Raw genomic sequence first — 14,754 nt, forward strand, 5'->3', positions numbered from 1 at the left:
TCTGTAAACCAAAGTTGTATACGAGTTGGGGACGGAGGCTAAAATGACTGAACAATTAATCGATAAAACCAATGAGAGACGACACAACGTGAAAAACGACGCAATAGGTAGTATGGGAATTACCCCTTACAAGGAAGCCCCAGGGGAAGAGTATATGAATGAAAAGCAGCTAGCACATATTGAAAAAATATTGCTAGCTTGGCGTCAATCATTGATGGAAGAAGTCGACCGAACTGTGACGCACATGAAGGATGAAGCGGCTAATTTTCCTGATCCCTCAGATAGAGCCAGTCAAGAGGAAGAATTCAGTATTGAATTACGTACTCGTGATCGTGAGCGAAAACTAATCAAGAAAATTGAGGATGCTTTAGAACGTCTGCGCAACGAAGATTTCGGCTATTGTGAAGCTTGCGGTATCGAAATCGGCCTCAAACGTTTGGAGGCAAGACCTACTGCGACATTGTGTATTGATTGTAAGACTTTGTCTGAGATCAAAGAAAAACAAAATCAAGGTTCGTAGTAAAAGTTTAATTATAGCTAAAAGGCAATCATCCCTGCGTACGCAGGGATATATTTCCCCAAATAGTCCATAGTTCAAAATTATTCCACGGAGGATTATTTTGCTCAATAAAGTTAATTTCTAATTATCGTTCCATTTTTTATTTGTCTTTCATACGTGATAAAAAGCACGCACTTGGGAATTGGACAATTATATACATATCCTGACTCGCTTAGATGTACTTTGTATTGGTAAATGGATCCCTGCCTTCACAGGGATGACCCTACGCAAAGTTGACGTAATATAGGGATCACCGCGACACATAAAGCGCGTTACAAAGTGGAGGTAATGTAACGTAGTGACGGATAACTATCCTAAATCACTCCTTCAATTTGCTGTAAATGGCGAGTAACAGACCCTTTGTTTTTTTCAAAAACAGCGGCAGCATTTTGAATCATCTGCTGACGAAACTTCGAATCAGAGTGCAATTTAATAATTCCATCAATGAGTTCATTTGCCTGGTGTACCAACAGAATACCGCGAGCAGCCTCTAAATCGTTGCAAATGGCTTTAAAATTATGAACCAGACTCCCACTTAGTACGGGAACATTCATTGCAATTGGCTCCAAAACGTTATGTCCACCGACCGGAACCAAACTACCGCCTACAAAAGCATAATCACTAATCTGATATAACCCTAAAAGCTCACCCAGACTGTCTAACACCACAATTTCATTTTCGGGGTTTAAGGTATTTAAATTAGAACGTAATCCGGTTTTAAATCCTGATTGCATACATAACTGATAAACTGCCTGGAATCGTTCAGGATGCCGTGGAGCAATTAATAAGACAACATCAGGTATTGCTTGTTGCAAGCGTTTTAAATGAGATAAAATCTGTGCCTCTTCATTCTCATGAGTGCTTGCTGCAATAACGGTTACACGTTCGGTTCCCCAACGGTTTTTTAAATCACTAAAGCCTTTGCTGTCTATCGTATTAGTTTGCAAATCAAATTTCATATTCCCTAAAACATGTACTATCTCTTTTCTTGCCCCTAGGGTGATATAACGTCGCGCGTCTTCATCTCCCTGCGCTAAAATGGCAGAAAATTGATTCAGAATCGGTTTAATCAAAAATTTAATCTTCTTATAACCATTCAAAGAATCATCAGATATTCGTGCATTGGCAAGCAATAAAGGGACTTTTGCGGCTCGGGCCTGATAAATTAAATTCGGCCATAGTTCAGTTTCCATAATGATACCCACACGCGGGCGAATTTGTTTAAAGAAGCGTTTAAGTATGCCGGAAAGATCATAGGGCAGGTATTGATGAGCGACCTTGTTACCAAAGCGTGCTTGTACTCTTTCGGAACCTGTTGGAGTAATGGTAGTAACCAATAAAGACCAATTTTTCTCCAGCATGGCATCAATGAGCGGGATAGCCGCAATAACTTCACCTAAAGATACTGCGTGAATCCATACATCAAAAGGTTTATACTCGTGTTTACCAAGAAAAAAGCGTTCTGATATGCGCTCCCTATATGCAGGCAAGCTTTTTCCTTTCCACCACAAGCGAATGAGTAAAAAAGGAGTCAGCAAATACATTAAAAAAGAGTAAAAAAATCGCATATAAAACCCAACCCAAAAAACGACAGTATATACTTAAAATGTGGTATAAGCGATAAAATCAAATTTTAATGACTTAATTTAAGGGATCCTTTGTAATGTCTTTTCGGGAATTTTTCATTGTATCCACTTGGTGGGGAAAGATTATTGGCGCATTTTTTGGTTATTTAATCGATGGTCCTATCGGGGCAATTTTTGGCCTTTTAGTAGGTAATTTTTTTGATCGTGGTTTGTATACTTATTTTTCTAATCCTCATTGGATATATTACGCTGAAAAACGTCAAGCGATCCAGAAGGTCTTTTTTGAATCCACCTTTTCCATTATGGGACATTTAGCTAAAGCCGATGGTCGCGTCAGTGAACAAGAACTGAATATGGCACGTTTATTCATGGATGAGATGCGCTTGAGCAGCGAGCAAAAAGCATTGGCAAAACATTTCTTTAATGAAGGAAAGCAACCGCAGTTTAACTTAGATAGCGCGCTCGAAAATTTAAAAGAAATCTGCGAAGATAACCGTGACTTGTTAAAGCTATTTATTGATATTCAATATCGTGCAGCCCAGGCTGATGGATTGGACACAAAAAAAATTAAAGTACTGGATAAAATTTTTTCCAAGCTGGATTTCGCACCGCTTCACAAACAATATCGCTTTTATGAAGATTTTGGCGCGGATTACTCAGCAGAACCACAAAATGACAAACAACAATCAGAACAATCGCAACAATCCTATTCATCCTCTCACTCCTATTCCTCCTACAGTAGATACAATTATCGACCCACACAAACAAAATTGGACTATGCTTATGCGCTTTTGGAAGTAGCATCTGATGCTAGCAAACAAGAAGTGAAAAAAGCCTATAGACGTTTGCTAAGTCGTAATCATCCGGATAAATTAATCGCCCAGGGCTTACCTCAAGAAATGATAAAAATGGCAAATGAAAAAACCCAGAAAATTGTAAAAGCATATGAATTAATTTGTACCAGTAAAGGCTGGTAAACTTCAAAGAAAGCACGGATGCAGTTCAGGAGATTGCTCAAAATAACAACGCCAATCACACTTCTTATTTTCTGCTAATTGATTCAGGAAAAAAGCAGCGATCGATACCCAATTAAGAGTACATAAGCGGTGGAGATTTAGGTCGAAGTTTAGGAAGTTTTACCATCCAACCGTGAATAAATGAAAAAAGAAGTTGTCTACTGTATTCATAATCATGATGGGCGCCGGGTATTTCTATAGCTAAGTAATTGTTTTTATTGATCCCAAATTCCTTTTTCCTCGCTGCCATTTCTTGCTTGATCAGGTCAAAATCAAACTGGCCAACAATATCAAAAACTGGCATATGTAATTCAGGCTTTTTATCTGCAGTCCGGGGAGTATTGAAAGCAGATAACAGAATCAAACCTTCAATTTCGGGTACAGGAGGCTTTCCCAGATAATCGAATGTTTGTTTTAATTGCTCTCCGTAATGCACCATCACTACGCGTATATTTTTTTGCTTGCGTAAAACGGCAACTACTTCAGGAAATTGTTTGATCCAGGGCACAGTAATACTGCTGTCATTATTGAGCAATACAACCTGCCATCCATTTTGGGCTAATTCATTTGCCAAGCTATCTAACAATATAGAGGATTGTGCTTGTGCACCACCATTTACCAGGAGAACTGCCCCATATTTTTCTTTTTTCGCAGGCCAATAAGATAAATCGATGTTTTTGCCATCAACGTTAATCGCCAGTTTGTCTGCAAATGCAGCTGAACATAAGAATAAAAAGAGTAGAACTATCCTGGTAATATATTTCATATCATCCTAATAAATGATGGGATCAATTCAACTAGTGCGCATGAGCGCACCTAGACATTTAAAAATGCTCTCTAATCCGTCAGCTCTACACCTGCTTGATCCAACATTTCTTTGGCTCTTTTCCCTAGAATCTCATGCGCCAATGCAGTGGGATGCACTAAATCAAAAAACAAATAACCGGTGCATCCATCCGCGTTTATTTTAGGTTTAACGGATATCGCCATTTTTAAGACTGATGTTTTTGTTATGTCCTCAACTACAGAATTAACACAGGTACCTGTTATATTGGTAAAACCATAGTCTTCGGGGTGTGTCATAACTTCTTCAAAAGCTTGGTGCAGATCATAATAGAGCCATTCCACATCCGGGTATTCTTGTCGAAAATCATCCATCGATTTACTTAATAAATTGTTATGTTCCTTCGCAAAATAGGTCATTGTATCCACTGAACCAAATTCAATTGCTGCGGGAGTTCTTCCCAAATCGGGTAAGTTGACTACTAAAATATGTTTCGCACCCTTTTCTACCAAACGCTGGATGCTATGCACAATACCTGCATGCACATCGTGAAGTGTTTGTTCAATTTCTGCAGGAAATGCGAGGTAGTTATTTGAACCTATCCATAAAACAAAAAGACTGTCTTCACTCGCTTTGTCATTATGTTCTAATAAATAGTTGTTCACTTCTCTTCTCAAAGTAAACAATACATCATCAGCCCCTTCCTCCTCAGACACACCAGCACCGCCATAAGCATAATCTAATAAATGCACCTCAGGATTTTCAGGAAAGTAAGAAGCAATTACATGTTCTATCCACACGGGTCCATTTGAAAAGCGACCTTCGAAGTAAGGAGGGGATGGAGGTAATTGATACTTCATAAATTTATATAAATTGCCGTTATCAGACAAACTATCACCAAATACAACTATATTATGAAGAGGTGTAGCCCAAACAATTCCAGAAAATAAAAATGCCCCTATAGTTGCTAACAGTTTCATGAATACCCTTAAGTTCTAATCCTAAAAAAAGCAGTGACATCATATCACGAATGGCTACTGCACTGAATTTTTGAAGAGTGTATCTGGTTATTTTAAAAACAAAGTCAATCCGCATTATAGTATGAAAGATCATTGATAAGCAATTTTTTTGCATAAACCAATTTTTTATTATTTTTATATATTTATCAATTAGTTAAATAAAATCAACCTCCATAAAAATAGCCCTCCAAGTCAAAGTTATGCTTATTTCGTAGACAAAGAAGCACCCTTTGTTTTTTTTCGATTGCTCCTTAATTAAAAGGTATTTATATTAGTATTTTTTGCCATGGAGGCTCAAGCCATGACTTTTGAACAAAACTTCATCCTCAAATGTCTTGAATGCATGGAACAAATTCTTTCTAATAATATGGAGCTAGAAGACGCAATACAGCATTATACCGAAAATAAAGCCCCTAGTTCACGCTATCAGCTCAATAGCAAAATAACTGACTCAGCACAATGGAATGAACAAGACAAGCTCAGTTTGAGTGCCACTGTATTTGAAGCAATTGCTCGTAGCTCTTTATCATTTTATTCGGAAAGTGATACGCGAGCCCAGGAACTAAATGCTGCCAATAAGGAGTTTCTGGATCAATACCTACCCATGATCACTGAAAAGACCAACCCCAATATCAGAATTGGTTCAGTAAAAGAAAATATTAAACGAATTAAAACAGATCTTAAAAATAAAACAGAAAACAGTGAAAACCCTTACGCGTTTTTTACTCCAGTTACAGCAGGTTTAGTTGTAATGGCTGCAGCTGCTACAACAATAGCATTATTGTCTTACAAAGCGTAAACGCAGCAGGTCACGGACATTTTCTTCATATTGTTGGGATGCAGGACAGCGAAACCGGTTTCGCTGTCCTGCATCCAGACTACTATACGGAGAACAGGTCGTTCTACTACCCGAGTTGCTTATCCTGCGCTACCAATCAAGGTTATTTTTAACTGACGCCCACAAACCCATGCTTTAGTTAAATCATTCATTACTTCTTTAGGCATATCTTTTGGTAAGCGTACCGTTGAATGATCTTCATGAATTTTAAGACCAGTAATGTGTTTGCTTTGCAAACCCGCTTCATTAGCAATAGCGCCGACAATATTACCTGGTTTTACTCCATGAATTTTACCCACATCAATGCGGAATAAATCTTGCCCTGAAAATTCATCACTAACTTTTTTACGTCCTTCCCGGGAACCTTTCTTGTCTGCAGTAAATCCTTTTCTCTCATCGCGAGAACGCTCAAATTTGCCGCCACGCTCAACACGTCCTTCTTTAGTCGCACGTGGTGATTTAGGTAAAACTTGTTCTTTTTGCCAAGGTAAGTCTTTGTTTAACAATAAGGCAAGCGTTGCAGCAACATCCAAAGCAGAAACATCATTTTCTTTAATGTATTCTTCAATAATTCGTCTGTAAGGAGGTAGGTTTTCATGTTCTAATCGTGCAGTGATGTTTGCTACAAAACGCTGTTGTCGTGCGACTTGGATCATATGGTCATTAGGGACAGGTACTTTGGTAATACGCTGACGAGTATGTCGCTCAATGCTGCTAATCAAGCGTGATTCTTTAGGGGTTACGAATAAAATAGCTACCCCAGAACGCCCTGCTCTACCTGTTCTTCCGATGCGATGTACATAGGTTTCATTATCGTGCGGTAAATCATAGTTAATGACATGAGTTACCCGCTCCACATCCAAACCCCGTGCGGCAACGTCTGTAGCAACCAGTATATCAATTGCTCCTTGTCTGAATTGCGCAATAATACGTTCACGTAAAGCCTGGGTAATATCGCCATGAATGGCCATCGCGCGCAATCCTTGTTGTTGCAATACTTCTGCAACTTCTTCCGTGCTGCTTTTAGTGCGCACAAATACGATAACGCCTTGATATTCTTCTACTGCCAACAAGCGCAATAATGCGTCAGGCTTTTGATGTCCCGATGCAAATAAAAATCGTTGCTCAATACTTTTTACTGTAGCTGTTTCTGAGCGTATTTCTATTGAAACAGGATTATGCAAATAAGTATTGGCAATTTGGCGTATGCGGTGAGGCATAGTTGCTGAAAAGAGACCTATTTGTTTCTTCTCCGGCAATTTCGCCATGATGGCTTCAATATCTTCAATAAAGCCCATCCGCAGCATTTCATCTGCCTCATCCAGAATGAATGTACGCAATTTATCTAATTGCAAAGTACGTCTATCGATGTGATCTAAAATACGGCCTGGAGTTCCCACCACTACCTGAGCACCTGCTCTTAATTGTTTTAATTGACGGCCGTAATCTTGACCACCACATAGAACAGCAACTGTGATTCCACGTTGATTGGCACTTAATATTTCAAACTGTTCTGCAACCTGAATCGCTAATTCACGGGTAGGAGCTAAAATTAATGCTTGAGTGTCCTGTACATTGGGGGATAAATTTTGCAATATGGGCAAGGCAAAAGCAGCCGTTTTTCCTGTTCCTGTTTGTGCCAGAGCAATTGCATCCCGACCTTCCAGAAGTAAAGGAATCGTTTGGGCCTGGATTGGAGAGGGCGTGGTAAACTTCATATCCTCTAGCGCTTTGTTTAAAGCATCTGAAAAATTAAAGGACGAGAAGCTTGTGATTTCTTGAGACATAAAAATCCTGATCGATTAAAAAATAACCTACAAAAGGTTTGGTGATATAAAATTGAACAGTATAATAACAAAATAAACAGAGTAATGCACTATATTTATGAAATGATTAGGGAATGTCATTAGTTGAGATATATGCTCAAGGATCCAAAGCGATAATGGAAGCCAATGATTATAACACGATTTTTTTCTGGATTATAGCCTCGCCTCACTGCCATCAAGTTAATGATCTTGGACGTAACCAAGATCTATTTGGTCGTATTCCAGGATAAACCTGGTGTAAGAAGCTGAATCTTCTACTCATCGCTGAAAAACCAGCCCAGGCATATTCGGATGTCCGCCCCACGACTTGCCCGCAGGGTGTAGACAGAGATACCAAGAGCCAGTTGCATGATACCCATCTGACTTCAATTCATCGGGGCTGCATTTTAAATCAAGGCCGCCAAACGACATGCCTGATCAATCGCGTGGCGTGCATCAAGCTCCAACGCTTTATATGCGCCACCCACTAAATGCACACTCTTTCCAGCTTCTTTCAAAGGGGTGAACAATTCAGCTAATTCAATTTGTCCCGCACAAATCACTACTGTATCTACGGGGAACACCTGTGCTTTTTCATTGATTTGGACATGCAACCCTTCATCATCGATCGCATCATAATTCACTCCAGAAATCATCTTAACCTGTTTATGTTTCAAACTTAAACGATGAATCCATCCAGTTGTTTTGCCTAAGCGTTTGCCCATTTTTTCTTTTTTACGTTGTAATAAATAGACCTCGCGAGGGCTAGGAATAATTTCAGGGGGTTTAATGCCACCACGATATTTTCCATAGATATCAATGCCCCACTCATTATAAAACTGCTCCGTAGGCACAGGATGCTCATGCGTTAAAAATTCGGCCACATCAAAACCAATTCCACCCGCACCAATAATAGCAACTCGTTGGCCAATTTCTTTTTTTCCAGTAATCACATCGATGTAACTCGCGACTTTAGGGTGATCAATGCCCTTGATGTCGGGAATTCGCGGTTTAATTCCACTGGCTAAAACGATTTCATCGAAATCCTGTAGTTGTTCTAGTGTTGCTTCAGTATTTAAAAGAATCGTTACCTTAAATTTCTGCAATTGATAATTAAAATAATCCAGAGTATGTTGAAAAATCTCCTTACCCGGGATTCTTTTTGCCAGATTAAATTGTCCACCAAGTTGAGCACTTTTTTCGAATAGAGTCACTTTATGCCCACGTTCGGCCGCAACTGTAGCAAAAGCAAGTCCGGCAGGCCCTGAGCCCACTACAGCAATAGTTTTGGGTTTCGGTGTCACCTCATAAATCAATTCCGTTTCGTTGCATGCACGCGGATTCACCAAACAGGAAGCTGTTTTATTCACGAAGACGCGATCAAGACACGCCTGATTGCAGGCAATACACACATTAATGGCTTCACTTTCCCCTTTTTTGGCTTTTTCAGCAAATAAGGGATCGGCTAAAAAGGGTCTCGCCATAGAGACCATATCTGCGAACCCCGACTCAATTAATTGATTCGCCAATTCAGGTGTATTAATGCGATTTGAAGTAATTACCGGAATTTTGACTTCGGGCTTTATATGTTGAGTTAGAGGAGTAAATGCTGCGGCAGGAACCATAGTGGCAATCGTTGGAATTCGTGCTTCATGCCAACCAATTCCTGTATTGATCAACGTAGCACCTGCCTCTTCGATTGCTTTAGCGAGAATTACCACTTCTTCCCAATTACTGCCCTCTGCAATCAAATCAAGCATCGACAAGCGGAAAATGATGATAAATTTTTCGCCTACTGCTTCACGGACACTTCGGACCACCTCAATAGGAAAGCGAATACGATTCGTATAACTACCACCCCATTCATCCTGACGCTGATTGGTATGCGTCACGATAAACTGGTTAATTAAATAGCCTTCACTGCCCATAATTTCGATTCCATCATAACCGGCCAATTGGGCAAGGCGAGCGCACCGAGCAAAATGTTTGATGGTTTTTTTAATGCGATATTGGCTCATTACCCAGGGTTTAAAAGGACTAATGGGTGATTTGATGCGGCTGGGCGCAACAATAAACGGATGATAGCCATAACGACCGGCATGCAAAGCTTGTAAAATAATTTTACCACCTGCTTCATGAACTGTATGTGTGATTAATTCATGTTTGCGCTGCTCTTTACTGTTTGTCAGTTTAGCAGCAAAAGGTGCTAAACGTCCGGCTCGATCCGGTGCAAAACCACCTGTTGTGATTAATCCTACTCCCCCAAGCGCTCTTTCCCGATAAAATTGTGCCAAGCGATTTAGGCTGTCCTTATCTTCTTCAAGACCGGTATGCATAGAGCCCATTAACAATCGATTTTTTAATTGAGTGAAGCCTAAATCTAAAGGCTGAAATAAAGCTTTAAACGGGGTATTATCAATTCTCAATTCCATGAGTACTCTCACAAATGACTTCAAAATCAAAAGTATAAACCCTGTTTCTCTCTTTTCACAGAGAATAAACAAGAAACTTGTAGCTTGGGTGCAACAAAGCAGACCTTGGGAAGCAATTCAACACAATCCGGGTTTCGCATCGCTCACCCAGCCTACATGTTCAATTAGAAAGTTGCTTTTCCTGCGTAAAAGAAAAGCGCATTTGAAAGCGATTGGCAATGAACGCGCCTACCAAAGTAATGCTGCATCCAACGAGAGAAAGGAATGAAGGCTGTTCATTCAGCAAAAGAAATCCCATTAAGGTTGATACAATAGGTAGGGCATAGAGCATAATGGACGCACTGGAAGCAGGTAAGTATTTCAGCACATAAGCCCATGCCAGATATGCGAGTGCTGCAGGAAAAATACCCATATAAACAACTGCTGCGGTAGTTTGAAAGTCTGCTCTTTGAATTTGCTGAAGCATGTCAGGCAGAAATATGGATAACAACAGAGTTCCACCCCACATCACCCATGCAATAATTGCTACAGGATGATAGATACTCACGAATTGCTTTTGAATAATCGTTAAAATCGCGCCCATCAAAGCAGACACCAAAATTGCCAAAATTCCCTGTTGCATTCCAGGCTCTGAGTTGTTGTCGATCGCCAATAAAGCCAGTCCAGAGATACTAATGATGATGCCAACCCAAACCCCTCGCGCCAGCTTTTCCTGTAAAAAAATCAACGATAAAATGACCGTTAACACTGGCATTAACCCAAGAATAAAGCTGGCTATACCGGCAGAAACACTCAGCTCGCCATAATTTAAACAAATATTGTAAATCCCTATACCAGCCATTCCAGTAAGAAGTAATTGAAGCCGATCTTTCCACGCTACGCGTTTTTCAATGCCCAGACTGTAATAGATAATCAACATGCACAGTGACGCAACAATAAAGCGTAAAAGAGCAAGCGCACCCGGAGAATAGGCAGCTAATCCGATGCGTATTCCAACGAATGCTGAAGCCCATAATACAATGGCAATAGTAACCACAAAGCCCACTTTGAAAGACGGCATATCCCACCACATAAAAATTGCAAACTTATTAGACTTCTTTGGAAACTCACTACAGATAGAAGTGACGGAGCAGGGGTGTACACAAAGTCACATGAGGATTCGAGTATCGTATCGACGAAGCGACTCTCTCTGAAGTAGCGTTTCCGAAGGAGTCTATTGTATCAGAATTGCTCGAAACAATCACTGAGACAAAGCGCATAACACCGCTAAATTGATTTTTGGAAGTTAGTTGAAAATTTAGGCGGCATTGCACCCAAAAAACCCAGAATTAAAGCGCATTTTTTACCAAATCCATTTTTTTAAGAGGCATTATGTAAAAAACTTGGCATTTTCTTTTTTATAATCTACTTTTAAAGAAGGGCCTACTCCTGTTGAGGACGAATCTATGGACGACCCTTTTTCTGCACTATCAGAAGCCGTTGAGTCCGTTTTTCATTTGGTAAAACCAAGAAATAGCGGAAAATATACATATTCTGAAATTCAGGGGCTCAAGGAAGCGTTGGACAATTACCGGCAGCGCAGGGAAGAAACTGCGTTCATTGAACTGGTGCAAGCATTAGGCGCAGCTTTATATCTTTTCGAAAAGTGGCAAACTAATGAAAAGCAGATTAATTTTGCACTTATGAAAAATTCAATTGATACTATGGCAGCCCAATATCAAATGCCCCCTGTTGACTGGAACAAATATATCGCTCATCCTAAAGTTTCACCAAGATTCTCATTTCGAAATCCTCAACAAGATATCGAATTTATCCCTTGGTTAAATGCCATATCCGAAAAAGCTTCTACTGAGCAAGAGCCCACCCTGCATTCTCAGTTAATCGCTCATCGAGAGCAGCTTGGATTTAGTCAAAAACTTATTTCTCATTTGAAAAAAGATCCAGAGTTTCTATCACGCTTAATTATGGAGTCCAAAGAAAATTTTATTCAGATTTCAGGTACACGCTTAATTTTTTATTTAACTGATGTGCAAATAGCCCAAGCAATAATCCAATATTTGCCTGAGTTGCTGCAAGAACATCCAAATCCATTCGTCCAGGTAGAACAGCTTATAGAGAGACTAAATGGAGTATTATCGAATGGGCGCTCAATTTCTACGCTTTTACGTAATTCCGAAGCCAAAGCGATTTTAGACGGCTCTGAATTTTTTCAAATATACCAAAGTGACGAATATAAAAATCGTCAAGAATACCCTTCATTTGCAGAAGATGAATATTCGAAGCCACAAATTTAAATGATCGGTCGATGAGCAAGAACCCAGGTTCCGCGGATGGCCTCCCCCGGGTCATATGAGAAATTATCCTTAGTCCAACAAGCCTAAAGACTTCACTGTATCGCGCTCTTGTCTTAGCTCATCTAAAGTTCTGTCAAACATTTCACGGCCATAATCGTTAAAAGACAAGCCTTCAACTACTGTTAACTCACCATGTTCACGTCGGCAAGGGAAGGAGAATATTAAGCCTTCATCCACACCATATTCGCCCTTAGAAGCACGGCACATAGAGAATGACTCTCCAGCAGGAGTATCAGTAACTAAATGATTGACACCCGTGATAATGGCATTGGCAGCTGAAGCAGCAGAAGAAGAACCACGCGCTTTAATTACTGCGGCACCACGCTGTTGTACAGTCGAAACAAAAGTGTCCTTCAGCCATGACTCATCAATCGCCTTAGCAGCAGAAACTCCATTGATTTTCGCATTATAAAAATCAGGATACTGAGTCGAAGAATGATTTCCCCAAATGGTCATTTGCGTGACTGCAGTAATATCAACTCCTGCTTTTTTAGCCAATTGAGTACGCGATCTTAATTCATCTAACGTGGTCATGGCATAAAAACGATCATTAGGTACGTCTTTAGCATTATTCATAGCGATTAAGCAGTTTGTATTACATGGATTACCGACTACAAATACGCGCACATCATCGCTTGCATGATCATTAATCGCCTTACCTTGCTTGGTGAATATTCCGCCGTTAATTTGCAATAAATCAGAACGTTCCATACCTTGCTTGCGAGGAACAGAGCCTACCAATAACGCCCAGTTTATTCCATCCATCGCCTTATTTATATCTGAAGTGCAAACCACACGTTTTAATAAGGGAAAAGCACAATCGTCCAACTCCATAGCAACCCCTTCCAGAGAAGGAAGTGCCGCCTCAAGCTCAAGTAAATTTAATTCCACTTCAGTATTTGCACCGAACATTTGTCCCGAAGCGATCCGAAACAATAATGCATAACCAATTTGTCCTGCAGCTCCGGTAACAGCAACTCTAACTCGTTTATTTGTCATGTGATTTCCTCTTGTTTTTCAGGTAACCATCGAAAATTCTCTCTCGCTAAAGCGGAAGAACATAACGTGAATGATTACATTTTTTGTTAGAAAACTCGCAACATGATACTATTGCATTCCCAAACAAGCCAGTCTAAAAAGAGTAATGATTCCTTTATCGTTGTACATTCACATCCCATGGTGCATCCGCAAATGCCCTTACTGTGATTTTAATTCCCATAAAAGTCCTGAGATTTTACCGGAACAAAATTATGTCCAAGCACTGATTGCTGATTTGAAAAATGATTTGCAGTACGTCGATTCTCGTGAAATTTGCTCTATTTTTATTGGTGGAGGCACTCCAAGCCTTTTTTCTGCCCAAGCCTACGACACCTTATTTACTGAACTAAGGCATCTTTTGTCCTTTGTCCAAGATATTGAAATCACTATGGAAGCAAATCCAGGAACAGTAGAACAGCAACGCTTTACTGAATATCGACAAATCGGTATTAATCGGCTTTCTCTAGGTATTCAAAGCTTTAATTCGGAGCATCTTCACACTCTGGGTCGCATTCATGACGCACAACAAGCTCATCGGGCCATTGACTCAGCACGTAACGCCGGTTTTAACAACTTAAATCTGGATATCATGCACAGTTTACCCAAGCAAAGCGTAGCTCAAGGACTTGAGGATTTGCGTACTGCAATTGCGCACCAACCAGAACATTTGTCTTGGTATCAATTAACCATAGAACCCAATACAGTATTTTACAAACAAAAGCCTCCATTGCCTTCTGAAGATGAAGTATGGCCACTGGAAGAGGAAGGATTCGCTTTACTTAAAGAGTCAGGTTTTGAACGCTACGAAATTTCCGCCTTTGCCAAACCTGCGCGGCAAGCCCAGCATAATTTAAATTACTGGCTATTTGGTGATTACCTGGGCATAGGTGCAGGTGCTCATGGCAAAATCACTACCCCAAATGGAATACTAAGAACACGCAAACACCGCCAGCCTAAAGAATATCTTAGCTCAGAAAAACCTTTTTTGGCCAGTATAGAGACGGTAGAAGCCCAAGATCTTCTTTTTGAATTTATGCTTAACGCTACGCGATTGGAACAAGCTATCCCCTTAGAACTCTTCTCGCAAACTACAGGCTTGCCATTGCATGACTTACTCCCTAAACTCAAAACAGCAGAACATAAAAAACTGATTGCACTCACAGATACATCCTGGCAAGTCACTGCTTTTGGCAGACGTTACACTAACGACTTACAAGCCTTATATTTATAAACTCAAATCAATAACTACGTTCCCCGCTTTTTCGCGCGGAATCGATGAATGCTCGCTAAATCCGGCTCCCGCGGACAAGCCGCGGGACGTCC

The 14,754-nt window shown here is 40.2% G+C and carries 13 protein-coding genes; 6 read left to right on the top strand and 7 right to left on the bottom strand.

Annotated features, from left to right (window positions below; all coding sequences use genetic code 11):
• Nucleotides 1-43: 43 nt before the first annotated feature.
• A complete protein-coding gene (gene dksA / locus Lpar_RS11280; protein WP_031562609.1) occupies nucleotides 44-520 on the top strand; it encodes an RNA polymerase-binding protein DksA in 477 nt (158 codons plus the stop codon).
• 353 nt (nucleotides 521-873) lie between these two features.
• On the opposite strand, the gene waaA is transcribed toward dksA, so the two are convergent.
• Nucleotides 874-2,127, bottom strand: a complete 1,254-nt coding sequence (gene waaA / locus Lpar_RS11285) for a lipid IV(A) 3-deoxy-D-manno-octulosonic acid transferase (protein WP_058518032.1) — start codon at nucleotides 2,125-2,127, stop codon at nucleotides 874-876.
• A 95-nt stretch (nucleotides 2,128-2,222) separates the two neighbouring features.
• On the opposite strand from waaA, the gene djlA reads away from it, so the two are divergent.
• On the top strand, nucleotides 2,223-3,122 hold the full coding sequence (gene djlA / locus Lpar_RS11290) for a co-chaperone DjlA (protein WP_058518033.1): 900 nt from the start codon (nucleotides 2,223-2,225) through the stop codon (nucleotides 3,120-3,122).
• Nucleotides 3,123-3,234: 112 nt separating this feature from the next.
• Here the strand turns inward: djlA and Lpar_RS11295 are convergent, their stop codons facing one another.
• On the bottom strand, nucleotides 3,235-3,927 hold the full coding sequence (locus tag Lpar_RS11295; protein ID WP_058518034.1) for an alpha/beta fold hydrolase: 693 nt from the start codon (nucleotides 3,925-3,927) through the stop codon (nucleotides 3,235-3,237).
• 71 nt (nucleotides 3,928-3,998) lie between these two features.
• On the bottom strand, nucleotides 3,999-4,925 hold the full coding sequence (gene plaA / locus Lpar_RS11300) for a GDSL family lysophospholipase PlaA (RefSeq protein WP_058518035.1): 927 nt from the start codon (nucleotides 4,923-4,925) through the stop codon (nucleotides 3,999-4,001).
• Between the two features lie 340 nt (nucleotides 4,926-5,265).
• Between plaA and Lpar_RS11305 the strand changes: the two genes are divergently transcribed.
• The gene (locus Lpar_RS11305; RefSeq protein WP_058518036.1) at nucleotides 5,266-5,763 is read left to right on the top strand and encodes a hypothetical protein; all 498 of its coding nucleotides are present in this window, start codon (nucleotides 5,266-5,268) and stop codon (nucleotides 5,761-5,763) included.
• A gap of 119 nt (nucleotides 5,764-5,882) precedes the next feature.
• On the opposite strand, the gene Lpar_RS11310 is transcribed toward Lpar_RS11305, so the two are convergent.
• The gene (locus tag Lpar_RS11310; RefSeq protein ID WP_058518037.1) at nucleotides 5,883-7,589 is read right to left on the bottom strand and encodes a DEAD/DEAH box helicase; all 1,707 of its coding nucleotides are present in this window, start codon (nucleotides 7,587-7,589) and stop codon (nucleotides 5,883-5,885) included.
• A gap of 113 nt (nucleotides 7,590-7,702) precedes the next feature.
• Between Lpar_RS11310 and Lpar_RS18880 the strand changes: the two genes are divergently transcribed.
• Complete coding sequence (locus tag Lpar_RS18880) at nucleotides 7,703-7,858, top strand: hypothetical protein (RefSeq protein WP_156416203.1); 156 nt, start codon at nucleotides 7,703-7,705, stop codon at nucleotides 7,856-7,858.
• A gap of 156 nt (nucleotides 7,859-8,014) precedes the next feature.
• On the opposite strand, the gene Lpar_RS11315 is transcribed toward Lpar_RS18880, so the two are convergent.
• Both Lpar_RS11315 and Lpar_RS11320 read right to left on the bottom strand, forming a co-directional pair.
• Nucleotides 8,015-10,039 (bottom strand): NADPH-dependent 2,4-dienoyl-CoA reductase, encoded by a 2,025-nt coding sequence (locus tag Lpar_RS11315; RefSeq protein WP_058518038.1) that lies wholly within the window; start codon nucleotides 10,037-10,039, stop codon nucleotides 8,015-8,017.
• Between the two features lie 160 nt (nucleotides 10,040-10,199).
• Complete coding sequence (locus Lpar_RS11320; protein ID WP_058519248.1) at nucleotides 10,200-11,099, bottom strand: DMT family transporter; 900 nt, start codon at nucleotides 11,097-11,099, stop codon at nucleotides 10,200-10,202.
• A gap of 385 nt (nucleotides 11,100-11,484) precedes the next feature.
• On the opposite strand from Lpar_RS11320, the gene Lpar_RS11325 reads away from it, so the two are divergent.
• Nucleotides 11,485-12,333 carry a hypothetical protein gene (locus tag Lpar_RS11325; RefSeq protein WP_058518039.1) on the top strand — a complete coding sequence of 283 codons (849 nt, stop codon included), beginning with the start codon at nucleotides 11,485-11,487 and terminating at the stop codon, nucleotides 12,331-12,333.
• A gap of 69 nt (nucleotides 12,334-12,402) precedes the next feature.
• On the opposite strand, the gene Lpar_RS11330 is transcribed toward Lpar_RS11325, so the two are convergent.
• Nucleotides 12,403-13,392: a malate dehydrogenase gene (locus tag Lpar_RS11330; RefSeq protein ID WP_058518040.1), complete on the bottom strand. Its 990-nt coding sequence runs from the start codon at nucleotides 13,390-13,392 to the stop codon at nucleotides 12,403-12,405.
• A 145-nt stretch (nucleotides 13,393-13,537) separates the two neighbouring features.
• Between Lpar_RS11330 and hemW the strand changes: the two genes are divergently transcribed.
• Nucleotides 13,538-14,662 (top strand): radical SAM family heme chaperone HemW, encoded by a 1,125-nt coding sequence (hemW, locus tag Lpar_RS11335; RefSeq protein ID WP_058518041.1) that lies wholly within the window; start codon nucleotides 13,538-13,540, stop codon nucleotides 14,660-14,662.
• Nucleotides 14,663-14,754 lie beyond the last annotated feature (92 nt).

The sequence above is a fragment of the Legionella parisiensis genome (genome assembly GCF_001467945.1).
Lineage (GTDB): Bacteria > Pseudomonadota > Gammaproteobacteria > Legionellales > Legionellaceae > Legionella > Legionella parisiensis.

Bases quoted from the DNA above. Each gene is read 5' to 3' on its own strand.
- dksA (WP_031562609.1), top strand. From the start codon at position 44: ATGACTGAACAATTAATCGATAAAACCAATGAGAGACGACACAACGTG.
- waaA (WP_058518032.1), bottom strand. From the start codon at position 2,127: ATGCGATTTTTTTACTCTTTTTTAATGTATTTGCTGACTCCTTTTTTA.
- djlA (WP_058518033.1), top strand. From the start codon at position 2,223: ATGTCTTTTCGGGAATTTTTCATTGTATCCACTTGGTGGGGAAAGATT.
- Lpar_RS11295 (WP_058518034.1), bottom strand. From the start codon at position 3,927: ATGAAATATATTACCAGGATAGTTCTACTCTTTTTATTCTTATGTTCA.
- plaA (WP_058518035.1), bottom strand. From the start codon at position 4,925: ATGAAACTGTTAGCAACTATAGGGGCATTTTTATTTTCTGGAATTGTT.
- Lpar_RS11305 (WP_058518036.1), top strand. From the start codon at position 5,266: ATGACTTTTGAACAAAACTTCATCCTCAAATGTCTTGAATGCATGGAA.
- Lpar_RS11310 (WP_058518037.1), bottom strand. From the start codon at position 7,589: ATGTCTCAAGAAATCACAAGCTTCTCGTCCTTTAATTTTTCAGATGCT.
- Lpar_RS18880 (WP_156416203.1), top strand. From the start codon at position 7,703: ATGTCATTAGTTGAGATATATGCTCAAGGATCCAAAGCGATAATGGAA.
- Lpar_RS11315 (WP_058518038.1), bottom strand. From the start codon at position 10,039: ATGGAATTGAGAATTGATAATACCCCGTTTAAAGCTTTATTTCAGCCT.
- Lpar_RS11320 (WP_058519248.1), bottom strand. From the start codon at position 11,099: ATGCCGTCTTTCAAAGTGGGCTTTGTGGTTACTATTGCCATTGTATTA.
- Lpar_RS11325 (WP_058518039.1), top strand. From the start codon at position 11,485: ATGGACGACCCTTTTTCTGCACTATCAGAAGCCGTTGAGTCCGTTTTT.
- Lpar_RS11330 (WP_058518040.1), bottom strand. From the start codon at position 13,392: ATGACAAATAAACGAGTTAGAGTTGCTGTTACCGGAGCTGCAGGACAA.
- hemW (WP_058518041.1), top strand. From the start codon at position 13,538: ATGATTCCTTTATCGTTGTACATTCACATCCCATGGTGCATCCGCAAA.